At 62.8% G+C, this 20,885-nt stretch carries 23 protein-coding genes; 8 read left to right on the top strand and 15 right to left on the bottom strand.

Going from position 1 to position 20,885, the window contains the following annotated elements; translation table 11 throughout:
• Positions 1-76 precede the first annotated feature (76 nt).
• Positions 77-577 carry a DoxX family protein gene (locus FFS60_RS23160; RefSeq protein ID WP_256658135.1) on the top strand — a complete coding sequence of 167 codons (501 nt, stop codon included), beginning with the start codon at positions 77-79 and terminating at the stop codon, positions 575-577.
• Positions 578-786: 209 nt separating this feature from the next.
• Here FFS60_RS23160 and FFS60_RS23155 read toward each other — a convergent pair whose 3' ends face one another.
• The 4 genes from FFS60_RS23155 to FFS60_RS23140 all read right to left on the bottom strand — a co-directional run bounded on the left by FFS60_RS23155 (position 787) and on the right by FFS60_RS23140 (position 3,465).
• The gene (locus FFS60_RS23155) at positions 787-1,209 is read right to left on the bottom strand and encodes an organic hydroperoxide resistance protein (protein ID WP_137823278.1); all 423 of its coding nucleotides are present in this window, start codon (positions 1,207-1,209) and stop codon (positions 787-789) included.
• 55 nt (positions 1,210-1,264) lie between these two features.
• Positions 1,265-2,011: a DUF2063 domain-containing protein gene (locus FFS60_RS23150; protein WP_137823277.1), complete on the bottom strand. Its 747-nt coding sequence runs from the start codon at positions 2,009-2,011 to the stop codon at positions 1,265-1,267.
• Complete coding sequence (locus FFS60_RS23145) at positions 2,004-2,852, bottom strand: DUF692 domain-containing protein (protein WP_137823276.1); 849 nt, start codon at positions 2,850-2,852, stop codon at positions 2,004-2,006. Before FFS60_RS23145 ends, FFS60_RS23150 begins: the two co-directional genes overlap by 8 nt.
• Positions 2,853-2,922: 70 nt before the next feature.
• Positions 2,923-3,465, bottom strand: coding sequence for a hypothetical protein (locus FFS60_RS23140; RefSeq protein ID WP_137823275.1), 543 nt, complete (start codon positions 3,463-3,465; stop codon positions 2,923-2,925).
• 436 nt (positions 3,466-3,901) lie between these two features.
• On the opposite strand from FFS60_RS23140, the gene FFS60_RS23135 reads away from it, so the two are divergent.
• Both FFS60_RS23135 and FFS60_RS23130 read left to right on the top strand, forming a co-directional pair.
• Positions 3,902-4,633 carry an alpha/beta fold hydrolase gene (locus FFS60_RS23135; protein ID WP_137823274.1) on the top strand — a complete coding sequence of 244 codons (732 nt, stop codon included), beginning with the start codon at positions 3,902-3,904 and terminating at the stop codon, positions 4,631-4,633.
• A 137-nt stretch (positions 4,634-4,770) separates the two neighbouring features.
• Positions 4,771-4,995, top strand: a complete 225-nt coding sequence (locus FFS60_RS23130) for a VF530 family DNA-binding protein (protein ID WP_028628272.1) — start codon at positions 4,771-4,773, stop codon at positions 4,993-4,995.
• Positions 4,996-5,046: 51 nt separating this feature from the next.
• Here the strand turns inward: FFS60_RS23130 and FFS60_RS23125 are convergent, their stop codons facing one another.
• Positions 5,047-5,463, bottom strand: a complete 417-nt coding sequence (locus FFS60_RS23125; protein WP_137823273.1) for a cupin domain-containing protein — start codon at positions 5,461-5,463, stop codon at positions 5,047-5,049.
• A 445-nt stretch (positions 5,464-5,908) separates the two neighbouring features.
• Positions 5,909-6,250 carry a hypothetical protein gene (locus FFS60_RS23120; RefSeq protein ID WP_028628270.1) on the bottom strand — a complete coding sequence of 114 codons (342 nt, stop codon included), beginning with the start codon at positions 6,248-6,250 and terminating at the stop codon, positions 5,909-5,911.
• A gap of 261 nt (positions 6,251-6,511) precedes the next feature.
• Between FFS60_RS23120 and FFS60_RS23115 the strand changes: the two genes are divergently transcribed.
• On the top strand, positions 6,512-7,066 hold the full coding sequence (locus FFS60_RS23115; RefSeq protein ID WP_028628269.1) for a magnesium transporter: 555 nt from the start codon (positions 6,512-6,514) through the stop codon (positions 7,064-7,066).
• Between the two features lie 164 nt (positions 7,067-7,230).
• Here FFS60_RS23115 and FFS60_RS23110 read toward each other — a convergent pair whose 3' ends face one another.
• Genes FFS60_RS23110 through FFS60_RS23090 form a run of 5 tightly spaced genes read right to left on the bottom strand, consistent with a single transcriptional unit; the run spans position 7,231 to position 12,207 of the window.
• Entirely contained in the window at positions 7,231-7,548 is a 318-nt protein-coding gene (locus FFS60_RS23110) for a cytochrome C oxidase subunit IV family protein (RefSeq protein ID WP_028628268.1), read from the bottom strand.
• Positions 7,549-7,565: 17 nt separating this feature from the next.
• A complete protein-coding gene (locus FFS60_RS23105) occupies positions 7,566-8,252 on the bottom strand; it encodes a heme-copper oxidase subunit III family protein (RefSeq protein ID WP_028628267.1) in 687 nt (228 codons plus the stop codon).
• Positions 8,253-8,256: 4 nt separating this feature from the next.
• Positions 8,257-8,946 carry a cytochrome c oxidase subunit 3 gene (locus tag FFS60_RS23100; RefSeq protein WP_137823272.1) on the bottom strand — a complete coding sequence of 230 codons (690 nt, stop codon included), beginning with the start codon at positions 8,944-8,946 and terminating at the stop codon, positions 8,257-8,259.
• Positions 8,943-10,718 carry a cytochrome c oxidase subunit I gene (ctaD, locus tag FFS60_RS23095; RefSeq protein WP_137823271.1) on the bottom strand — a complete coding sequence of 592 codons (1,776 nt, stop codon included), beginning with the start codon at positions 10,716-10,718 and terminating at the stop codon, positions 8,943-8,945. Before ctaD ends, FFS60_RS23100 begins: the two co-directional genes overlap by 4 nt.
• A gap of 37 nt (positions 10,719-10,755) precedes the next feature.
• The gene (locus FFS60_RS23090) at positions 10,756-12,207 is read right to left on the bottom strand and encodes a cytochrome c oxidase subunit II (protein ID WP_137823270.1); all 1,452 of its coding nucleotides are present in this window, start codon (positions 12,205-12,207) and stop codon (positions 10,756-10,758) included.
• Between the two features lie 280 nt (positions 12,208-12,487).
• Here FFS60_RS23090 and FFS60_RS23085 point away from each other — a divergent pair, with 280 nt between their 5' ends.
• The 3 genes from FFS60_RS23085 to FFS60_RS23075 all read left to right on the top strand — a co-directional run bounded on the left by FFS60_RS23085 (position 12,488) and on the right by FFS60_RS23075 (position 14,740).
• A complete protein-coding gene (locus tag FFS60_RS23085; protein ID WP_256658134.1) occupies positions 12,488-13,081 on the top strand; it encodes a TetR/AcrR family transcriptional regulator in 594 nt (197 codons plus the stop codon).
• Positions 13,082-13,140: 59 nt separating this feature from the next.
• Entirely contained in the window at positions 13,141-13,620 is a 480-nt protein-coding gene (locus FFS60_RS23080; protein WP_028628262.1) for a nuclear transport factor 2 family protein, read from the top strand.
• A 220-nt stretch (positions 13,621-13,840) separates the two neighbouring features.
• Positions 13,841-14,740, top strand: a complete 900-nt coding sequence (locus tag FFS60_RS23075; RefSeq protein ID WP_137823269.1) for a bestrophin family protein — start codon at positions 13,841-13,843, stop codon at positions 14,738-14,740.
• A 112-nt stretch (positions 14,741-14,852) separates the two neighbouring features.
• Here FFS60_RS23075 and FFS60_RS23070 read toward each other — a convergent pair whose 3' ends face one another.
• Together FFS60_RS23070 and FFS60_RS23065 are read right to left on the bottom strand one after the other, a co-directional pair.
• The gene (locus FFS60_RS23070; RefSeq protein ID WP_137823268.1) at positions 14,853-15,653 is read right to left on the bottom strand and encodes a lipase family protein; all 801 of its coding nucleotides are present in this window, start codon (positions 15,651-15,653) and stop codon (positions 14,853-14,855) included.
• 82 nt (positions 15,654-15,735) lie between these two features.
• Positions 15,736-16,566, bottom strand: a complete 831-nt coding sequence (locus tag FFS60_RS23065) for an oxidoreductase (protein WP_137823267.1) — start codon at positions 16,564-16,566, stop codon at positions 15,736-15,738.
• A gap of 127 nt (positions 16,567-16,693) precedes the next feature.
• Between FFS60_RS23065 and FFS60_RS23060 the strand changes: the two genes are divergently transcribed.
• Complete coding sequence (locus tag FFS60_RS23060) at positions 16,694-17,593, top strand: LysR family transcriptional regulator (RefSeq protein ID WP_137823266.1); 900 nt, start codon at positions 16,694-16,696, stop codon at positions 17,591-17,593.
• A gap of 12 nt (positions 17,594-17,605) precedes the next feature.
• On the opposite strand, the gene nahK is transcribed toward FFS60_RS23060, so the two are convergent.
• Together nahK and FFS60_RS23050 are read right to left on the bottom strand one after the other, a co-directional pair.
• Positions 17,606-20,233, bottom strand: coding sequence for a hybrid sensor histidine kinase/response regulator NahK/ErcS' (nahK, locus tag FFS60_RS23055; protein WP_137823265.1), 2,628 nt, complete (start codon positions 20,231-20,233; stop codon positions 17,606-17,608).
• The coding region (locus FFS60_RS23050; RefSeq protein WP_171016563.1) for an FIST C-terminal domain-containing protein at positions 20,163-20,885 on the bottom strand (723 nt) is incomplete at its 5' end. The genes FFS60_RS23050 and nahK, both read right to left, overlap by 71 nt.

Raw genomic sequence — 20,885 nt, 5'->3', positions numbered from 1 at the left:
CAAGCCCCCTTGCCAGCATGGGCACAGGAGCAGCGACAGCATCCCGCGGTCGCGCTCAGTTCATTGGAGCCCGCCCGTGTCCCACCTTGCCTTCGCCCCGCTCAAGCACGCCTGCCAGCAACTCGACCGCCTGGGCGCCTGGAGCGCCGACATTCCCCTGCGCCTGTTCCTCGCCTGGGAATTCTTCGAATCCGGCCTGGAGAAATGGAACGGTGCAAACTGGTTCGAACAGATCAATTCGGCCTTCCCCTTCCCCTTCGACCAGATTCCCGCCGACATCAACTGGCAGGTGTCGATGTGGGCCGAGCTGATCGCCCCCGTGCTTTTGTTGCTCGGTCTCGGTACGCGCTTCGCCACCCTGGTGCTGATGATCTTGACCCTGGTGGCCATCGCCGCCGTGCACTGGCCGGCGCACTGGTCAAGCCTGTCGGAACTCGCCCAGGGGTACTCCATCAGCGACAAGGGCTTTGGCAACTACAAGCTGCCGCTGATCTACCTGGTGGCCGCAATGCCTCTGCTGCTCAAGGGCGCCGGGAAATTCAGCCTGGATGCCTTGCTCTTCCGCAGGAAAGCCTGACCCGTTCGGATGCGCGGGCTTTTCGTACCTGTAACACGATGGGTTTCGCAGGCTCTACCCATCCTACGTGGGCGCGCCGAGTGGCGGTACGTAGGATGCGGTTGAGCGGAGCGAAACCCATCGGCAGTCCAAGACACGCATTCCACCAGACAATAAAAAGCCCGCGTACCTTTCCAGGCGCGCGGGCTTTTTGTACTGGCAGGAACTGATCAGGGAATGTCGAAGGTCACCGCTATGTTCCCCCGGGTGGCCTTGGAGTACGGGCAAAGCTGGTGCGCTGCGTCCACCAGCCGGGCCTTGTCCTCGGTGGCCAATCCCGGCAGTTCCACGGTCAGTTTCGCCGCCAGGGCGAAGCCACCGTCAGCGGTGTTGCCCAGTGAAATATCGGCCGCCACCGCCACGTCGTCCGGCAGACTGATCGCCAGGCTCTGGCCAGCGCGACGCAGTGCCCCGATGAAACAGGCAGACCAGCCAACGGCCAGGAGCTGCTCGGGGTTGGTACCCGGCCGCCCCGAACCGGGCGGGCTCAGGCGAACATCCAGTTCGCCATCGGACGACTTACCGCGGCCATCGCGGCCGCCGGTGGTCCGGGTCTGTGCGACATAAAGGGTTTTTTCGAGAATTGCGGTCATCACTGAATCTCCACAGGTGGGGAAATGCCGGGGCAAACCGGCATCGAAACGCACGTCAGCTGCGGGTGCCGAGCACCACGCCCTGAGCACGCAGGTTTTCCAGCAGGGCCAGGCCCTGCGGCAGGATGGTTTCGCTGTCGGCACCAATGGCCTCGGCCAGGGCCTCCAGGTGTTCGCGGCCGGAGCAGTTACGCTCCTGCAACGAATCGAGCAGTGCATGGGCCAGGGGCGCCAGCCGCGAGAAGTGCACGTTCATGTCCGCTCCGCGCCGCGCCAGCACCAGGGTCGGTTGCTCCGGGGCCTCATGCGGTAGGTAGTCGGGGCCGATCTCACTGACCGGCCACTGGTAGGCCAACGGCCAGGCCAGATTGGATAGCAGGGGCACGCCATCGAGCAGGTCGCCCTCCGGGTCGTGGGCTGGTTCGCGCCGGTCGCTCAGGAGCAGCGCGGCCTCCACCCACTCGTAATGCGCCAGTTCCACGACCCAGGGCGGCAGGCCCTGGGCATCGGCCCCGCCCTCCGCCAGGTAGTCGACGAACTCGCCGGAAATCTCGGTGAACAAGGGTGTCTGGCAGCGGTAGTCGGCGTAGAAGGACTCGTTCAGCGCCTGCCACTGCTTCGGCCCAAGGCTGGCGCGCAGCACGGGGAAGCCGCCGGCCAACAGCGACTCCACGTTGCCAAAGAACAACTGCCGGTAAACCGCCAGCCGCCGCGCCTCGATACCGGGCGGCGGCGCGTTGTGCTGCGGGTCGCGCACGTAGCGCGCCATGCTCATCAGTTGGTCATGCAGTACCTCATGCATGGCGCACCTCCGGCCATGTCTGCGCTGCCTGTTGCCGCACACGAATCTGTTCGACCTCGGCCAGCAGTTCTGCCAAGGGCGGGAAGTTGAAGTCCCGCTCCAACAAGGTCGGTAACGGACCAAAGCGCCGATAGGCCTGCTCCAGCAAGGACCAGACATCCGCCTTCACTGTGGCGCCGTGGGTATCGATCTTCAGGTCCGGCGCTTCGTCGTAATGACCGGCTACATGCACGTAGGCAACCCGCTCCGCCGGCAGCGCCGCCATGTATTCCGTGGCGTCATAACCGTGGTTGATCGAGTTGACGAAAAGGTTGTTGACGTCCAGCAGCAGGTCGCAGTCGGCCTCCTCCAGTACCGCGCGGAGGAAGTCGATCTCCTGCAGCGCCTGGTACGGCGCGGCGTAGTAGGAAATGTTCTCCACGGCAATGCGGCGCTCCAGGGCATCCTGGGTCTGGCGAATTCGCGCGGCGACATGGCGTACCGCTTCGTCGGTGAAGGGCAGCGGCAGCAGGTCGTAGAGCTGGCCATCGTCCGAGCAGTAGCTCAGGTGCTCGCTGAAGAACGCGACATTGTGATGGTCGAGGAATACGCGGGTGCGTTGCAGCAGGTCGCGGTCCAGGGGCGCCGGGCCACCGAGGGACAGCGACAGGCCGTGACAGGCCAGCGGGAAACGCTCGGCCAGGCGCGCCAGGCCGTCTCCGTGGCGGCCACCGACCTTGATCCAGTTGTCGGGTGTGCACTCCAGAAAGTCCACGGCACCGGCATCCATCTCCAGCAACTCGGGCAACAGGGCGCGACGCAGGCCAAGGCCTGCACCGTAGGGGAAAGCGGCGGTGGTCATGGCAGTTCTCCAGCGGGGTGAAACCCTCCCCGGCCGAGGGCACAGGGAGGGAGGGACGAGTGGCCTCGAATCAGTTCTTGGCCTGGCTCATCTTGGTGAACAGCTCGGTGGGGACTTTCTTGCCGTTGGAGGTGTACTGGTTGCTGCGGAACTTGTAGACCTCGCCCTCGGACAGGAAGCCGTCCTTGTTGGTATCCATCGCAATGAATTCCGCACCGCCGTTCGGGGCCACGGTCAGGAGTTCCTTGCGTGAGACCAGGCCGTCGTCATCGGTATCGGTGCGGGCAAAGGAGGCGTCGCCGCACTTGCCTTCACCGCACTTGCCTTCGGCCGCTTTGGCATTGCCGGCTTCGGCAGCGCCGCATTTGCCTTCGCCACACTTGCCTTCGGCCTGGGTTGCCTTGTCACTGGCTTCAGCCGCACCGCACTTGCCTTCTCCACACTTGCCTTCTCCACATTTACCTTCACCCGCCTTGTCGGCAGCGGCCAGCAGGTAGCCCTGGGGCAGCGCCTCCACGGCGAAGGCGGTGGACGAAGCCAGGTTGATGCCGCTGGCCAGGGCGACAGCGATCAGGCCAATACGGGTCTTGTTTGAAATCTGGGCACGGGACATGGAGTTTCTCCGGATAGGGGTAGCGGCCAGGCCGCGCAGGTCATGCCGCAAGGGCGTTGTAACCCTGGAGCGAGGCGCCAGGGCTAACCTCGTTGGGGTGTGGCCATTAAGCCGCTGCCGTGTATCCGCGGCGTATCCGTGAAAAGGCGCATTTGTAAGCGAGTCAGCGAGGACGGGGAGCGGATACAAAGGGATACGTCAGCGGTCGCAGGCAGTGATTGGCCGAATGCCGCCCGAAATCCACCCGGCGTCCTTGCCCCCGGAGCCAAACCGAAGTGCAGAGCGTCTAGAATTCGCCGTTCACGCAAGTGAAATGCGCTGCGGCCAGGATTCGCGGGTGGACAGGGTCCATCGCAAAGCCTGAACCATGTTGCCGAACAGGGTGCTCCGGCACCGCTCCGATCACCGCTCCTATTCGTACAAGTGCCCCCGGCCTATGGAAGAGATCCAAACCTCCCTGGTCCTGCTCCCGGGCCTGCTCAATGACCATCGCCTCTGGGCGCATCAGGCCGATGCGCTGTCCGACGAGGCGAACGTACAGATCGCTGATCTGACACGAGACAGCAGCATCGCTGCCATGGCCCACCGCGTGCTGGACGAGTCGCCGCCCCAATTCGCCCTGGCGGCGCTGTCCATGGGCGGTTACGTGGCCTTCGAAATCCTGCGCCAGGCCCCTGAGCGTGTGTCGCGCCTGGCCCTGTTCGACACCATGGCAAGCCTCGACTCCGCGGAGCGCGCGGCCACTCGCCAGGGACTGCTGGAACTGGCTAATCGCGGGCGCTTCATCGGCGTCAGCCCACAATTGATGCCGCGCCTGATCCATTCACGCTGGCTCGATTCCCAGGTTTCCGCCACGGTGCAGCAGATGGCGGCTGCGGTGGGCAAGGAAGGCTTCATCCGCCAGCAACAAGCGATCATCGACCGCCCCGACTCAGTGCCGCTGCTTGAGGACATCCGCATCCCCACGATGATCGTGGTGGGTGCCGAAGACCAGCTCACACCGGTCGCCGAAGCCCATCTGATGCATGAAAAAATTGCCGGTTCGCGGCTGGAAATCCTGCCGCAATGCGGGCACTTGCCGCCGCTGGAGGAACCCGAGCGCACCACGGCGTTGCTGCGGGAATGGCTAGGCCAGCGCCCTGCTCCAGAGTTCGTCTACACCCTCTGAATGCGGCATGCCTTCCGCCGCCCCGCTGGAGGTGGAAGGTGTCGCTGTGGCGCATGGTCGAGTTCGGAATGGCTTCTACTTTCAGCCCGAAACGCACATAGTGCCCGCCTTCGCCCTGCCATTACGTCAGTACCGCCATGACCCAGACACCGAACAACCCCCTCCACGGCATCACCCTGGAAAAGCTGCTGAACGAACTGGTCGACCATTACGGCTGGGACGGTTTGGCCAAGCGCATCGATATCCGCTGTTTCAAGAGCGACCCCAGCATCAAGTCCAGCCTCACCTTCCTGCGCAAGACACCCTGGGCGCGGGAGAAGGTCGAGGCGCTGTTTGTCGATCTGCGCAAGCGGGGCGCCTGACCCGGTCGCTGCCAGCACGCCGCGCCACGAATGGCGCGGCGAGGTTCCCGTTCACTCCTCCAGCTTCAACAGCGGCTTGGCCTTGTCCACGATGTAGGTCGCCAGTTCCGACGCCTCCACCTTGCCGATGTTCGTCGCGACATGCGGGGTGCCGGCCGGGATGAACAGGGATTCACCGGCCTTGAGAACCACCGGCGCACGACCCTCCAGTCGATACTCGAAGGTGCCCGAGATGACATGGGCGACCTCCGCCCCCGGATGCGAGTGCCGTGGGGACACGACGCCCGGCTCGAAGTCCACCCGAACCTGGATGGCTTCGTAGCCCGGAACCTCCAGATCGTGGCGCGAAAGATCGGTGCGGTGGATGCCGTTCTGCCAGCTTGGGGGGCTGGCCGTGCCTTCAGCGTGGGCGAGCCCTGCGAAAAGGACCAGTGCTGCAGTGGTGGTGAGAAAACGTACGTGCCACATGGCTGTGACCTCTCGAATGGGTGGGATTGGAAGCTCCACCCTATTCACGCCACGTACCGCCAATGTGTCGGCGTATCGAGGTTCTGCAAGCCTGCATGTGCAAGGCCGGGGCGGACACAGAGAAATACAGAAGCGCCAGAGGTGCAACGAAACCGACGCGTGGAGCATGCCGCTCTCGGCGGCATGGGGGTTGCCTGTTTGGGAATGGGTGGAGGCAGACGGGAAGAAGGACTGAGCACCCGCCGGGTTTGTACTGATGGGTATCGCGTTGCTCCACCACATCCTACGGAGTGCAGGTTGCACAGCGTCCGGAGTGGCTGCTGGTAGTCCTCAACGCTCGCTGACGCGCGATGTTTTACAGGTAGATGGCAAGGCGGAGGTGACAACACTACACCCCCGCCTTGGTGAAGCAGCATGGCCTGGAGTCTGGCGCTGCACTTGAGGGCTAGCCCAACTGATCGATCATCACCGAGTTGGTGTATACCAGGCTGCCATCGCTTTCACGGTGGCCCACGAGGTGGAACTGGCCGCGTTCGTCGTCCCTGCTGAGATAGACACGGAACTGCAGATCGGACAGCGAACCGCATTCGCTGGGCGTGATCAGTTCCATGTGCTCCATGTCGGCGGCGATCATCATTTCCCGCTCATGGGTTTGCTGCAGGCGTTCTTCCGCTTCCTCCAGCCGCAGATGGTCGGTGTCATTGACGTGGAAATGCAGATCCCCCATCGGGATCGACTTTTCCGCGCCTTTGGGCTTGCACCAGCTTTTGATGGTCAACGTGTTCATCTAGCAACCTCCTGACGTGGGCGTTGCCACACCTGATGTTCAATCACCAGTTTAGACAAGCCCTATCAGCGGACTACGTCATCCATCGCCGGAAGCCACGCATCACAAGGGCTTCAGGGATTGCCCGAGAACACGAATGCTATAATTTTCAAGTGAAAGAACCATCAAGTTTCATTGATGCTTCGTAGATAACCAACCGGAATAACGCGATCAATTGCGGGAGACGGCAGACCACTTCGAACAAGAAGCCGGAGGTGCGGCATGAATCGGCACTACTACATCAGTGACAACCTCGACGATCTGGAAATCCTTGAGTCCGAGCTTGAGGCCAGCGGCATCAATACAGAACAGATCCACGTACTGAGCGACAAGGATGCCGATGTCGAACAACACCATCTCCATGACGTGAACTCCTTCATGAAGCAGGACGTCGTCCACTCGGGCGAGATCGGAGCGGTGATCGGTGTGCCGCTGGCCGCGCTGATCCTGCTGGTCGCCTGGCTGGCAGGCTGGACGGACACGCCGGCGGGCTGGGTGCCGTTCGCGTTCCTTGCCGTGGTGGTGCTCGGATTCTGCATCTGGGAAGGCGGTTTCTTCGGTATCCAGGTACCCAACGCCCACTTCCGCAACCTGAAAGAGAAGGTCAAGGAAGGTGAACACATCTTCTTCGTGGATGTGGAGCCGGAACAGGAATCCACGCTCGACCGGGTCATCAACCACCATCCGCAGCTGCGACTGGCCGGAACGGGTTCGGCTTCACCGCACTGGATAGTCTCCTGGCTGCACCGCTGGCATCAGTTCAAGCGGACGATCTAGGGCTGCCCGCTCTCGACCCCTCTCCCGGAAGGGAGAGGGGTTTTCAGTGCAAGCCTGTGGGTCGCCAAGTTGGGTTTCGCTCCGCTCTACCGCAACCTTGTGGGGGCGAATTCATTCGCCAAGCAGGGCGCAGTCCTGCCACAACCGCATCTCAATGCTCCCAGCTACTGCCCCAGGAACGTCCCGCGGGTGAAGAGCACGTAGTCGGCCTCGGCCGCCATCAACCCCACCAGTACCAGCAGGCACAGCGGCGGTACCAGGATGGCGTAGACCAGCGCCAGGCGCTCCCAGGCCATGTGCATGAAGATCGAAACGATCAGCCCGGCCTTCAGCAACATCAGGATGAGGATCATCGACCAGCGGAAGTACCCGGTGAAGTGGTAGTAATCCACGAGATACGACAGGGTGCTGAGGACGAACAGCAACCCCCATATCTTCAGGTACAGGCTGATCGGGTGTTGTTGACCTTGCGCATGTGCCATCTCATCTCTCCCCTGCTCTACCACAGGTAGAAGAACGCGAAGATGAATACCCAGACCAGGTCGACGAAGTGCCAGTAGAGCCCAGTGATTTCGACGATCTGGTAGTTCCCGCGCTTCTCGTAATCCCCGCGCAGCACCTTGAACGCCACGGTGCAGAGATAGATCACCCCCACCGAAACATGCAGCCCGTGGAAGCCGGTGATCATGAAGAAGCAAGCGCCGAACTGCGCCGCGCCCATGGGGTTGCCCCAGGGCCGCACACCTTCTGAGATGAGTTTGCTCCATTCGAACGCCTGCATGCCGACGAAGGTGGCCCCCAAGGCAGCGGTCGTCAGCATCAGCGCCGCGCTGCGCACCCGGTCGCGTCGATATCCGTAGTTCACGGCCATGGCCATGGTGCCGCTGCTGGTGATCAGCACGAAGGTCATGATGGCGATGAGAATCAACGGAATGCTCGCGCCGCCGATGGTCAGGGCGAAAACTTCGCTGGGATTCGGCCAGGTGGCGGTGGTGCTCATGCGCACCGACATGTAGCCGGTGAGGAAGCAGGTGAAGATGAAGGTGTCGCTGAGCAGGAAGATCCACATCATCGCCTTGCCCCAAGGCACCTGCTTGAAAGCGTCGCGATCCGAGGACCAGTCCTGTGCGATGCCCTGCCAGGTCGATGGATTGCCGACCGGCGTTTCCCGCGTCGATGTGGCCATGGTGCTACCTCAACCCGCAGAAGGCCGCGATGGCCTGGTAGGTTTCCGGCGTGCTGGTGAGCAGTGCGAAAAGCACCAGCCACAACCCCAGCAGGTAATGCCAATAGAAGGCGCAGAGTTCCATTCCGGTACGCATTCGTTTCATCGGGCCGTGGCGCAGCATGCGTTGCGCCACCACGGCCCATACCACCAGACCGCCTGCCAGGTGCAGGCCGTGCAGGCCGGTGAGCAGGTAGAAGAAGCTGTTGGCTGGATTACCCGAGACGGCGTAGCCCCAGGCGGCGAACTGTTGCCAGACCCAGAGCTGGCCTGCGAGGAAAGCCATGGCAAAGGCCCCTCCGAGCAGGAACGCCAGGGTCGATGTGCCCATCTGGTCGCGCCGCATCGCCCCGTTCGCCCACTGCAGGCAAGCACTGCCCAGAGCCAGCAGCGCGGTGTTCACCCAGAGCATCCAGGGATGGGCCAAGGGCGCCAGCGGATCGGTCAGCGGGCGCCAGTCCGAGACCTGCGAGCGGGCGATGAAGGCCAGCAGGAACAGCAGGAACAGCGCGGTCACGACACCGAGGAACACCCACAGGCCAACCTTGGCGGTCCGCTCAGGGTCCTGGATCGGCGCCTCGGGACCTTGGGATTCGCTCGGGCCCCAGCCACCTGGCTCGGAAGCCCCGGCGTTCTTCCAGGGTTGCGTGCTCATGGCTGTTCCTCCGCGCGGGTAGCCGTGCCGTTGGCCTCGCGAAGAAGCTGAAGTTCTTCTTCTGAAACCGTCTGCGGCACGAAGTCCTGCTCCACGCCGGGCACGCTGTAGTCATAGGCCCAGCGATGCACCACTGGCAGTTTCTCCCGCCAGTTGCCATGCACCGGCGGTGTGTCCGGGGTCTGCCATTCGAGGCTGGTGGCCTTCCACGGGTTGCCACCCGCCGGCCGGCCCTTGAAGGTGCTCCAGGCCAGGTTGAACAGGAAAAGCAGCTGCGCCACACCCACGATCAGCGCGGCCACCGTGATGAAGGCATTCAGCTCCTGGGCCGACTGCGGGATGAACTCGTAGTCCGGATAGGCGTAGTAACGCCGCGGCATGCCGAGGAACCCCAGGTAATGCATGGGGAAGTAGATGGCATAGGTTCCGAGGAAAGTGATCCAGAAATGCAGTTTGCCGAGGGTGTCATTCAGCATCCGCCCGGTGATCTTCGGGAACCAGTGGTAGATGGAACCGAACACCACCAGGATCGGTGCCACTCCCATGACCATGTGGAAGTGCGCGACCACGAAATAGGTATCGGACAGCGGGATGTCGACGATCACATTGCCGAGGAACAGCCCGGTCAGGCCGCCCACCAGGAAGGTGACGATGAACGCCAGGGCGAACAGCATCGGCACCGTGAGGTGGATGTCGCCATGCCAGAGCGTGAGGGTCCAGTTGTAGACCTTGAGCGCGGTCGGCACCGCAATGACCAGGGTGGTGATGGCGAAGAAGAAGCCGAAGTACGGGTTCATCCCGCTGACGTACATGTGGTGGGCCCAGACCACGAAGCTCAGCACGCCGATGGCGATGATGGCCCAGACCATCATGCGGTAACCGAAGATGTTCTTGCGCGCGTGGGTGCTGATCAGGTCCGACACCAGGCCGAAGGCCGGCAACGCGACGATGTACACCTCCGGGTGCCCGAAGAACCAGAACAGGTGCTGGAAGAGAATCGGACTGCCGCCCTGGTGATCCAGCGGCTGGCCCATCGAGATCAGCGCCGGCATGAAGAAACTGGTCCCCAGCAACCGGTCGAAGAGCATCATCACCGCACTGACGAACAGCGCCGGGAAGGCCAGCAGCGCCAGGATCGAGGCCATGAAGATGCCCCACACCGAGAGCGGCATGCGAAACAGCGTCATGCCATGTGTGCGGGCCTGCAGCACAGTGGTGACGTAATTCAGGCCGCCCATGGTGGCGGCGACGATGAAGATCGCCAGGGACACCAGCATCAGCACGATGCCCCATTCGGTTCCCGGTGTGCCCTGGGTGATGGCCTGGGGCGGATAGAGCGTCCAGCCCGCCCCCGTCGGGCCGCCCGGCACGAAAAAGCTCGCCAGCAGCACCAGCACCGAGAGCAGGTAGAACCAGTAGCTGAGCATGTTGACGTAGGGAAAGACCATGTCCCGCGCACCCACCATCAGCGGAATCAGGTAATTACCGAAGCCACCGAGGAAAAGTGCCGTCAGCAGGTAGATCACCATGATCATCCCGTGCAGGGTCATGGCCTGGTAGTAGGTGGTCGGGTCCATGAACTCCAGGCTGCCGGGGAAGCCGATCTGCATTCGCATCAGGCCGGACAGCACCAGGGCGATCAGGCCCACGAAGATCGCGGTCAGGGAGTACTGGATAGCAATGACCTTGTGGTCCTGGCTCCAGATGTAGCGCGTGAAGAAGCTCTGCGGTTCGTGCAGCACATCGGCTTCGGCTTGCTCGACATGGGCCATCGGAAACCCTCCGTGACGCGACCGGGTCCTTCCGCTTCTACGGCGCCTGTTCCTGCTTGGCGTCGGGATCTGCCCTGGATTTGATGAAGGCGACCAGTGCCGCCAGTTCCACATCGGTCGGGGTAAAGGCCGGCATCACCGGCGCGAACCCCTGGACCAGCTTGGCGGCAGGCGCCAGCACGGACTCTTTGAGGTAGGCGTCGTCCGCTTCGACCTGGCTGCCATCGGCCAGGGTCACACGGTGGCCGTACAAACCCTGCCAACTGGGCCCTATGCCCTTGCTGCCATCCAGGCTGTGGCAGGCCAGGCAACCCATGGACTGGGCAAGTCGTTGCCCCTGCTCCACCGCATCGCCACCCGCCTCGGAGGAACGCTGCTCCTGCTGGTCGGCGGCGCTCAACGACTGGATGAACGCGACCAGGGCGGCCAGTTCATCCTGGTTGAAAGTATAGGGCACCATCACGGGCGGAAAGCCCTGCACCAGACTGGCCTTGGGATCGAGGATGGACTCCCTCAGGTAGGCGTCATCCACCTTCACGCGGGTGCCATCCACCAGTTTCTCTTCGCGCCCATAGAGATCCTTCCAGCCCGGCCCCAGGCTCGCGCTGCCGTCCTGGCTATGGCAGGCACGGCAACCATGGTCTTCCGCCAGTTGGCGCCCCTTGTCGATCAGGCTGCCCTGGCTGGGTTTACTGGCCGCCGCCAGGGTCTGGGCGAAGGTGGGCTGGGCTGCCAGCCACTGATCGAAGGCCTGGACCGGTTCGACGAACAGCATCCCGCGCATATTGAAGTGCCCTACCCCGCAGAACTCCGCACAGAGGATTTCGTACTTGCCGGCCACCGTCGGGGTGAACCAGAAGTGCGAAACCATGCCCGGCACCATGTCCATCTTTCCGCGGATCTGCGGGATGTAAAAGTTGTGCAGCACATCCTTGGAACGCAGCAATACCTTCACCGGTCGGTCCTGGGGCAGGCGCACCTCATTGCTGCGGATCAGCACGTCGTCCTGGCCGACCGGATCGCTCGGGTCCAGCCCGAGCGGATTGCCCGCATCGACCCACTTCACGTCGGCGCGGCCGAGTTGGCCGTCCTGGCCGGGAAAACGAAAAGCCCACTGCCACTGCTGGGCAACGACTTCCAGGGGATAGGCATCCTTGGGCACCCGGACGAAATCGCTGTAGACCACCAGCCCCGGTGCGAGCATGCCCATAATGCCGATCGACGTGACCACGATCAGCCACCACTCCAGCTTGCGGTTTTCCGGCTCGTACTTTGCGCGCCGGCCTTCGCGGTGACGGAAACGGATGATGGCCACCACCATGAAACCGACAATGGCGATGAAGAACACACCGGTGATCAGCAGGGTGATGAGGAGTGTGGTGTCGATGGAACCCCAGTTCGACGCGGCCGGGGTCAGGTGCCAGGGCGCCAGGAAGTGGAACAGCACAGACGCGACAACGATGAGACCCAAGATGATTGCTATCGCCATGTTCCCGTCGCCTCGTTCCTGATGCTCGTACGCGGGTGGAGCGTGCGACGGTCATCGGCAGTGCAGCAGACACGTGTTCCGGCTTCCGGACAGGCCGGAAGATCGCTCTCTATCTCCCCCAGGACAAAGTTCGTGGCAAGTATAGTCGCTGCTGCCCGCTTGCCCGCCCGTTCACGGGGCGTACGGGTTACACTTCGCCGCTGATAGATAAACGAAATAAGGTCATTTCCTCCATCTATCAAAGCACCGTTCATAGTTTTTTCAAGAAAGAGGCTTGCTCATGGAGAACGATCGTTCTACCATCTCTCACATGGACAGCAAATCAACTTCCGATGTCAGAGAACGAATTCTCGAAACCGCCGAAGACCTCATCTACAGAAACGGTATCAATGCCACCGGCATGGATTTCCTGGTCAAGACTTCCGGGATTTCGAGAAAGAGTATCTACAAGTACTTCGGAACCAAGGACGAATTGGTAGCAGAGGTATTGAAACAGCGCGATGAGCGCTGGATGAACTGGTTCAAGAACGAAGTCGAAAAGGTCGACAACCCGGAAGCACGTCTATTGCAAATCTTCAGCGTGCTCAAGGGCTGGTTCCAGTCGAACGGCTTTCGCGGCTGTGCCTTCATCAATACCGCTGGCGAAACGGGTGATCCCCTGGACCCTGTGCGCCTGGTTGCCAAAGAGCATAAAGAGAAGATGCTCGCATTCGTACTCGGGATTTGCCAGCAATATGGTGCCGTTGATCCGGAAGCCCTGGCCAGGCAATTCATTATCCTGATCGACGGTGCCATTACCGTTGCCCACGTGCTTGGTGATTTCAACTCGGCAGATAATGCTCAAGCAGTAGCACGCACTCTGCTGCGTAAATAGAGAAGTTATCGAGCGGGCAACTTCAAACTTTGAACCTCTATTTGTATTGGAGACAACTAATGTCCTCTAGCGCCGAAGTTCGTCCGCCGCTTCCCCCGTTCACCCGTGAAACCGCCATCCAGAAGATCCGCCTGGCCGAAGATGGCTGGAACAGCCGTGACCCGGAGAAGGTCTCCCTCGCCTATACCCTGGACACCAGGTGGCGCAACCGCGCCGAGTTCGCCGCCAACCGCGCAGAAGCCAAGGCTTTCCTCACCCGCAAGTGGGCCAAGGAACTGGAATACCGCCTGATTAAGGAACTCTGGGCCTTTACCGACAACCGCATTGCGGTTCGCTACGCCTACGAATGGCACGACGACTCCGGCAACTGGTTCCGCTCCTACGGCAACGAGAACTGGGAGTTCGATGAGCACGGCCTGATGTCCAACCGGCACGCCTGCATCAACGACATGCCCATCAAGGAATCCGAGCGCAAGTTCCACTGGCCTCTGGGGCGCCGTCCGGACGATCATCCTGGGCTTTCCGAACTGGGCCTCTGACCCCGGCACGACAGGGACGCTCAGCCATTTCAGGTTTGCGCGGCGCACACAGCGCCGCGCACTTCATCGACCCTGTCTATGCATGCCCAGTCAACACCTGGATCACGTTGCTATCACTGATAGATGACGTTGATCACCCGGTCATTACTGGCGATTGGACGTAATGCCTTGCGCGGCCTTAGCTTTCGTTACACGAATGCCTCCGGCGCCAGGTACCCCGATGATCGTCCGCCCCAAACCCAATCTGCTCGGCATCCTCACCACCCTCAAAGGCTCCATCGCGCGACATATTGCCCTGCGTACCTCGATGATCACCCTGCTGGCCTGCCTGATCGTCGTTGTCGAAAACCTGCATCCGGACTGGTTCACGAAGGTCAACGCCATGCCGTTCACCCTGCTCGGACTGTCGTTGTCGATTTTCATGAGCTTTCGCAACAACGCTTGCTATGACCGCTGGTGGGAGGGCCGCAAGGCCTGGGGCCAGGTCATCATCGAAGTCCGCTCCTTCATCCGGCAAAGCGTGGCCATTGCCGATGCGCCCCTGCGCGAGGCAGTGCTGCGCGAGTTATGCGGTTTCGTCCATGCGTTCAATGCCCGACTGCGGGACGAGGACGAACGGGAGGCAGCACGTCCCTGGCTGACTGACACGCCCGATGCCTACGGCCTCAACACCAGCGACGGCATCCTGCGGAACATCGGCGACCAGTGCGCCCGCCTGGCCGGTCGCGGCGAAATCAACGAATGGCGCTACACCCTGCTGGAAACCCGCCTGACCGGATTGAGCATGGCCCAGGCCACCTGTGAGCGGATCAAGGGCACACCATTGCCCTTCCCCTACACACTGCTATTGCATCGCACCAGCTACATCTTCTGCGTGCTGTTGCCCTTCGCCATGGCTGGGCCACTGGGCTGGCTGGCGCCCATCATTACCGTCTTCGTTGCGTACACCTTCTTTGGCCTGGATGCCATCGGCGACCAACTGGAGGACCCCTTCGGCCACGACGAGAACGACCTGGCAACCGACGCCATGGTGCGTACCCTGGAGCGCGAAATCCTCGACGTTCTTGGCCAGCGTGACCTGCCGCCGGTACTGCAACCGGTGGACTATGTACTGAGCTGAGCGTGCCCAAGGCGCCACACAGGATTCATTGAACAACCACTGGGCGCTTGCAACCGCTCAGCCGCCGCTACAGTCCCGGTGACATCCACGCTGCATGCACAAGAGCCTGGGTTCACCCATTCATCGGCGCTTCGGGATTGTTCAAGGCATAGAGGTAACAGCTCGCCAGGCTGTGGTCGTCTTCGACACTCGTGTAGCTGGCGGTGAAGGTGACGGCCTGGCCCAGGTGCTGGTAGACCCACTTGCCGGTTACGCCGGGCGGGACTTCGGGCACCAGGTCGCTGTCGTTGACGATCCGGTAGGTGGGCACGTCGAGGCCGTTGTAATAGGCCGCGAAGCTGGGATCGACCACCCGCGGACTGGCGAGGTTGTAGTGCTGGATCGCCTGCCCCGGCCAGGCCTGCTGCAGGTCGAGCACCGCGAGGCTGGAAAGCGCACAGCCCAGGCTGTGACCGCAAACCCAGAAGTTGCCGGCAGGTTTGAGGCTGTCCACGGCCTGCAGGGCGAGGTCGCGCAGCGAGGTGTAGAGCTTGAGGAAGCCGTCGTGGACCAGCCCGACGTCAGCCTTCCAGGGATAGGCGGACTGCTTGGCCTCCAGGTCATCGACCCAGTCCTGGGCCGATTCGGTACCCCGGAACACCAGGTAAACGTCGCCGTTCGGATCGCTGACGGCAAAGCCGAAGGGTTCGGATTCATTGATGTATTTCAGCTCGCTGAGGATGCTCCAGATCGGTGCCGAAAAGCCCCATCCGCTAATGCTCGGCGGTTGCCAGTTGAAATCCGAGGGTTTGCGCGGCTTGTCCTGCTGCAGCCACTGGTCGTACTGGTCGTAGGCGGCTTCCACCAGGTTGGCGCACTGCAGCGCCTGGGAAAGGGAAAATGCAGCGGGAAAGTACATCGGAAGACTGGGCATGGTGGCCTCCTTGCCTGCGGATCTGGGTTCCCACTCTAGACCATGCCCGTCTGCCGTAAAGCTACCGTTGGCCGCTGTGGGGTCACGCGTCGAAGTCGGTGGACATCGCCAGGTCCTTCCACGCGGCCACTTCACCTTCCACCAGGCTGTGCTTTTCGCTGATGCGGGCCAGGGCGTCACTGCCCAGCGGCAGGCGCTGCGGCGGATTGGCCGCGTTGACCAGGTTCAGCACGGCGCCGGCGAACTTGCTCGGGTCGCCCGGCTGAGCATGGTTGGCGCCTTCGGCGAAGCGGCGCATGGCACCGACGGTTTCGTCGTAGTCCGGCAGTTCCAGGGCCGTCTTCACCAGCGACTGGTCATCGAGGAAGTCGGTGCGGAAGAAACCCGGTTCGACCACGGTGACCTTCACGCCCAGCGGCGCCAGTTCCTGATGCAGTGCCTCGCTGATGCCTTCCACGGCGAACTTGGTGGAGCCGTACACGCCCCAGCCGTAGTAGGCCTGGTAGCCGCCCAGGGAGGAAATGTTGAGCACGTGGCCGGAGCGCTGTCGACGCATGTGCGGCAGCACGGCGCGGGTGACGTTGAGCAGGCCGAAGACGTTGGTCGCATAGATGCGCTCCACTTCCTGGGCGCTGGTTTCTTCCACTGCGCCGAGGATGCCGTAGCCGGCGTTGTTCAGCAGCACGTCGATGCGGCCGAAGCGCTTGATGCCCTCGGCGACTGCTTCATGGGCCTCGCTTTCGCGGGTCACATCCAGGCGCACGGCCAGCAGGTTGGGGTGGTCACCCAGGCGGGCAACGACGTCTTCCGGCTTGCGGGCGGTGGCGATCACTGCATCGCCGATTTCCAGCGCTTTGGCTGCGATCAGGGCGCCGAGACCGCGGGAAGCTCCAGTAATGAACCAGGTACGCATAGCAACTCCTCCTGTGTGGGAACCCGCACCGCGCGGGCTTTCTTGGTGAGTTGCCGTCACTTTATGGCGCCTTTACTCCTGCGATAATCCCAATAAAATCACATGAGCTTTTGAGCAGGATTCATCAATGAAATCCGTATCCGCTGCCGACCTCAATGTCTTCCTCAGCATCGCCGCCCACCTCAGCTTCAGCCGCGCCGCCGTGGAGCTGGGCCTCTCCCCTTCGGCGCTGAGTCACGCCTTGCGCGCCCTGGAGGAGCGACTGGGCGTGCGCCTGTTCAACCGCACCACCCGCAGCGTGGCCCTCACCGAGGCCGGCGAGCGCCTGTACGCACGCATCAAGCCGGCCTTCCGCGACATCGATGACGCGCTGGAGGACCTCAACCAATTCCGCGACACACCGTCCGGCACCCTGCGCATCAACGCCGGCCGCGCCACTGCGGAGCTGGTCCTGTTGCCGCTGGCGAGCCGCTTCCTCGAGGCCTATCCGGATGTCGTGCTGGAAATCTCCACCGACGATGCGCTGGTGGATGTGGTGTCCGGTGGATACGACGCCGGCGTGCGCTTCGGTGAACGGCTGGAGGCCGACATGGTGTCGCTGCCCATCGGCCCTTACATGCGCTCGGTGGTGGTGGCGGCTCCCGCCTTCTTCGAGCGCCATCCCGTGCCGCAGAAACCCCAGGACCTCCATGGCCTGCCGTGCATTCGCCACCGTTTCCCCAGTGGCAACCTGTATCGCTGGGAGTTCGAGCGTGGCGGCATGCAACTGGAGATCGAGGTGGATGGCCCACTGACGCTGGGCGACGTAGGCCTGATGATCGGCCCGGCACTGCAAGGCGTCGGGCTGGCCTATGTGTTCGAGGACATGGTGACCGGGCCTATCGCCGATGGCCGGCTGATCCAGGTACTCGCGGACTGGTGCCCCTACTACCCGGGCCTGCACCTCTACTACCCCAGCCGCCGCCAGGTGCCGGCAGTGCTCAAGGCCTTCATCGAGTTCGCCCGCGCGGCTCGGGAGGAAACGTGACCCCCACGCGCTTCAGCGCTCCAGCAAATGGCTCATGGCGGTCTTCAGCTTCATGGGGCGGACCGGCTTGTGCATCAGGGTGTGGCCCAGCTCACGCATCTGTTGCTTGAGCTCGTTGCTGTAGTTGGCGGTGATCATCAGGGCGGGCAGCGGCGTGCTGCGACGGGCGTTGATGGTGGCGACGGCGTCGACGCCGTTGCAGTCGTTGTCCAGGTGGTAGTCGGCGATCAACAGGTCCGCTTCAGCGTGGAAGTTGTCCACCTGGCGCGCCAGATCTTCTTTCGACAGCGCGGTGATGACCTGGCAGCCCCAGCCTTCGAGCAGGGTCCGCATGCCTGCGCAGATGGCCGCGTCGTTATCCAGTACCCAGACCCTGGCTCCCTGCAAGCGCTCCAGAACCGCCCTGGGTTCGTCGCGCTCCTGCTTCTGGCGGGGAACGCGGCGGGTCAACGGGACTTCCACCGCGAACAACGAGCCCTTGCCCGGCACTGAAGACACGTGGATGCGGTGACCGAGCATGCGCGCGATCTTCTCGACGATGGCCAGGCCCAGACCGAGCCCCCGGTCCTGCTTCTCGCGCACGACTTCGCCGCGTTTGAACTCCTGGAATATCTCGCCGAGCTTGTCCTGGGCGATGCCGACACCGGTGTCGCGCACCTCGATCCACAGGCTCTGGCGCCGGCGCCGACAGCCCAGCAGGATGCGCCCCCTGGGCGTGTAGCGAATGGCGTTGCTGAGCAGGTTGCGCAGGATGCGCGCCAACAGCTGGGAGTCGCTGCGCACCAGTGCCGAACTGGGCACGAAGTCCAACTGCAAGCCTTCGCTGGCGGCGATCTGGCGGTATTCCACTGCGAGGTTTTCGAGGAGTTCGCAGACGGCGAAGGACGCGATATCCGGCTTGATCACCCCCGCATCCAGCTTGGAAATGTCCACCAGGGTGCCCAGCAGGTTCTCCACGTCTTCCAGGGAGTTGCTGACATTGCGCACCAGCTCCAGGTTGCAGGACGGGCCACGCTGCTCCAGCAACGCACTGGTGAACAGCCGCGCGGCGTTGAGCGGTTGAAGCAGATCATGGCTCACGGCCGCGAGGAACTTGGTTTTCGACAGGTTGGCCTTCTCCGCCTCGAACTTGGCTTCGCGAAGGCGCAGTTCCACCTGGGTGCGCTCGTCGATTTCGCGGCGCAGCTGGCTGTTCAGCGCGGTCAGCTCGGTGGTCCGCTCGCGTACCCGCTGTTCCAGGTTCTGGTAGGCCTGGTGCAACGCCTCAGCGGTGCGGCGGCGTTCGGTGATATCGCGGATCAGCACGAAAATGCCTACCACCTCGCCATTTGCCAGGCGGTTGGGCACGTAGGAACGCAGCATGCAGCGCTCCTGGCCGTTGTGGTTGGTCTCCGTGACCTCGAAAGACAGGCTTTCGCCACTGAGCGCCCGCTCCACATAGGGCTCCAGGCGCCGCCAGTGCTCTTCGCTGTGTACCTCGAGCAGGCTCTGGCCGAGCATCGAGCCGCGCGGCCAGCAGTACCACTCCTCGTACACCTTGTTGGTGAACTCATAGACCAGGTCGGCGCTGAGGTAGGCGATCAACGCCGGCACATGGTCGGTGATCAGGCGAATCCAGCGCTCGCTTTCGGCCAGTGTTTCGGCGTGGCGGTAACGCTCGGTGATGTCGGTGAAGGTGTTGACGAAGCCGCCGGTGGGCAGCGGATGGGTACGCACCTCCAGTACCCGGCCGTTGTACCGGCGCTGCTCCATCTCGCGGACCGGACGGCCCTGGGCGTCCCGGGTGTCAGGCGTGAGCAGCGGCAGCTCACTGTCAGCCATGACCCCGGCGAACGTGCGGTGCGCCTCCACCGGTGCCAGACCGCAGAGTTCGAGGAAGCGGTGGTTCCAGAGCTCCAGGATGCCCTCGGCGCTGACCATCGCCACCCCTTGTGACAGGTTGTCCACGGCCCGCTGCAACAGGCGCGACTTCTGCGCCAGGGCCTGTTCGCGCCGATCGGTTTCGCTCCGTTTCACCTCGGTGATGTCGGTGTAGAGAATCACCAGTCCGCCTTCACGGGTGGGCCGCTCACTGACCTGTACCCAGCGCCCATCGTGCAGGCGGTAGAAGATGTTGTCGTCGCTGCCACGGTGCTCTTCGACGATCAGCCCGGTACTTTCCGCCAGGCGCCGGATTTCCGAGAGCCGTGTGCCTGCGCAGATACGGGCACGGCTGCGGGCCCAGAACGATTTGAAGCGGCTGTTGAAGAGCACGATGCGCTGCTCACGATCGAACAGCACGAAGGCATCGGAAATACTCTCGATGGCGTCGATCAGATGGTGATGGGCCGTTTCCGCGCGCAGTCGCGCGTCGCTCAGCAATCGATTGCTGGCCTTCAACTCCGCCATGGCCTGGTTGAGCGCATCGGTGCGCTCGCGCACCTGTTCCGCCAGCACCACGGAGTGCTGGAACGCGGCGTAGCTGTCGTCGCGGCGCGAGGCGCTGGATTCCACCCGTTCGATCAACGCCGCGTTGATGCTCCGCAGCTTGCGGTTCTCCTCCGCCAACGCCACCAGGCGCGTCTGTTGTTCAGCGGCCCCCATTGCGACCCCGGCGGCCGATGGCGACTCCGGTGAAGGTCTGGTTGATGTGCATGCCATTGAACTGCTCTCCGTAGGAGTTGAAGCCGATGACGCGCTGCCGGCGCAGGATTTCTGATGTGAGCGCCACGGCGTCGGGGTCGTCCTCGATCTCCAGGCGGCGCAGGAAGCAGTCGCAGCCAATGGTCAGCAAGGGTGGGCCGAGGCGCTCGCCAAGGCGCTGGAACAGCGACTCCAGGTTGGGCAGCAAGGGCCCGGTGCGCATGGCGGTGAGGACGATGCCGTTCTCCACCGCGCAGTAGAAGGTCAGGCTGTGGTCCGCGTTGACCCGCTGGATCGAGCGCACGTAGTACGAATCCCCAAGGCGAACCGCCAACGGATGCGCCGCGAACATGCGCAGGTCCAGGGCACTCACCGGGACGCCGATCATCCGCGCGTAGACCTCCGCTGCCGGTTCGGCGTTGAGTTCGTAGACCCTGCGGCTGGCATTGTCGGCTCGGGTAACCACCAGTTTTTCAGCACCGGGCAGGATGTGATGGGTGCTGAACACTTCGAAATCCAACGCCGTGTTGACCAGCACCACCACCGCGGCCCCGGCATGGAAGCGCCCTTCGTAATAGACGTGGGTGTGCTTGAGGTGATGGTCGTCGGCGGCGGAACCGCCGAAATGCGGGATGCTGCCGAATGCCGCGCCGAGAGCAGCCAGCACCAC

The organism is Pseudomonas sp. D(2018), assembly GCF_005502555.1.
GTDB classification, from domain to species: domain Bacteria; phylum Pseudomonadota; class Gammaproteobacteria; order Pseudomonadales; family Pseudomonadaceae; genus Metapseudomonas; species Metapseudomonas resinovorans.
Note: the sequence above shows the minus strand (reverse complement) of the source record. Positions and strands in the feature narration are given on the sequence as shown.

What these genes read in the sequence shown, in the direction of transcription:
- FFS60_RS23065 (WP_137823267.1), bottom strand. Translation starts at nt 16,566, where the DNA reads ATGCGTACCTGGTTCATTACTGGAGCTTCCCGCGGTCTCGGCGCCCTG.
- FFS60_RS23110 (WP_028628268.1), bottom strand. Translation starts at nt 7,548, where the DNA reads ATGGCACATGCGCAAGGTCAACAACACCCGATCAGCCTGTACCTGAAG.
- FFS60_RS23070 (WP_137823268.1), bottom strand. Translation starts at nt 15,653, where the DNA reads ATGCCCAGTCTTCCGATGTACTTTCCCGCTGCATTTTCCCTTTCCCAG.
- FFS60_RS23060 (WP_137823266.1), top strand. Translation starts at nt 16,694, where the DNA reads ATGAAATCCGTATCCGCTGCCGACCTCAATGTCTTCCTCAGCATCGCC.
- FFS60_RS23080 (WP_028628262.1), top strand. Translation starts at nt 13,141, where the DNA reads ATGTCCTCTAGCGCCGAAGTTCGTCCGCCGCTTCCCCCGTTCACCCGT.
- FFS60_RS23150 (WP_137823277.1), bottom strand. Translation starts at nt 2,011, where the DNA reads ATGCATGAGGTACTGCATGACCAACTGATGAGCATGGCGCGCTACGTG.
- FFS60_RS23145 (WP_137823276.1), bottom strand. Translation starts at nt 2,852, where the DNA reads ATGACCACCGCCGCTTTCCCCTACGGTGCAGGCCTTGGCCTGCGTCGC.
- FFS60_RS23090 (WP_137823270.1), bottom strand. Translation starts at nt 12,207, where the DNA reads ATGGCGATAGCAATCATCTTGGGTCTCATCGTTGTCGCGTCTGTGCTG.
- FFS60_RS23155 (WP_137823278.1), bottom strand. Translation starts at nt 1,209, where the DNA reads ATGACCGCAATTCTCGAAAAAACCCTTTATGTCGCACAGACCCGGACC.
- FFS60_RS23125 (WP_137823273.1), bottom strand. Translation starts at nt 5,463, where the DNA reads ATGTGGCACGTACGTTTTCTCACCACCACTGCAGCACTGGTCCTTTTC.
- FFS60_RS23135 (WP_137823274.1), top strand. Translation starts at nt 3,902, where the DNA reads ATGGAAGAGATCCAAACCTCCCTGGTCCTGCTCCCGGGCCTGCTCAAT.
- FFS60_RS23085 (WP_256658134.1), top strand. Translation starts at nt 12,488, where the DNA reads ATGGAGAACGATCGTTCTACCATCTCTCACATGGACAGCAAATCAACT.
- FFS60_RS23075 (WP_137823269.1), top strand. Translation starts at nt 13,841, where the DNA reads ATGATCGTCCGCCCCAAACCCAATCTGCTCGGCATCCTCACCACCCTC.
- FFS60_RS23130 (WP_028628272.1), top strand. Translation starts at nt 4,771, where the DNA reads ATGACCCAGACACCGAACAACCCCCTCCACGGCATCACCCTGGAAAAG.
- FFS60_RS23100 (WP_137823272.1), bottom strand. Translation starts at nt 8,946, where the DNA reads ATGAGCACGCAACCCTGGAAGAACGCCGGGGCTTCCGAGCCAGGTGGC.
- FFS60_RS23140 (WP_137823275.1), bottom strand. Translation starts at nt 3,465, where the DNA reads ATGTCCCGTGCCCAGATTTCAAACAAGACCCGTATTGGCCTGATCGCT.
- FFS60_RS23105 (WP_028628267.1), bottom strand. Translation starts at nt 8,252, where the DNA reads ATGGCCACATCGACGCGGGAAACGCCGGTCGGCAATCCATCGACCTGG.
- ctaD (WP_137823271.1), bottom strand. Translation starts at nt 10,718, where the DNA reads ATGGCCCATGTCGAGCAAGCCGAAGCCGATGTGCTGCACGAACCGCAG.
- FFS60_RS23115 (WP_028628269.1), top strand. Translation starts at nt 6,512, where the DNA reads ATGAATCGGCACTACTACATCAGTGACAACCTCGACGATCTGGAAATC.
- nahK (WP_137823265.1), bottom strand. Translation starts at nt 20,233, where the DNA reads ATGGCATGCACATCAACCAGACCTTCACCGGAGTCGCCATCGGCCGCC.
- FFS60_RS23120 (WP_028628270.1), bottom strand. Translation starts at nt 6,250, where the DNA reads ATGAACACGTTGACCATCAAAAGCTGGTGCAAGCCCAAAGGCGCGGAA.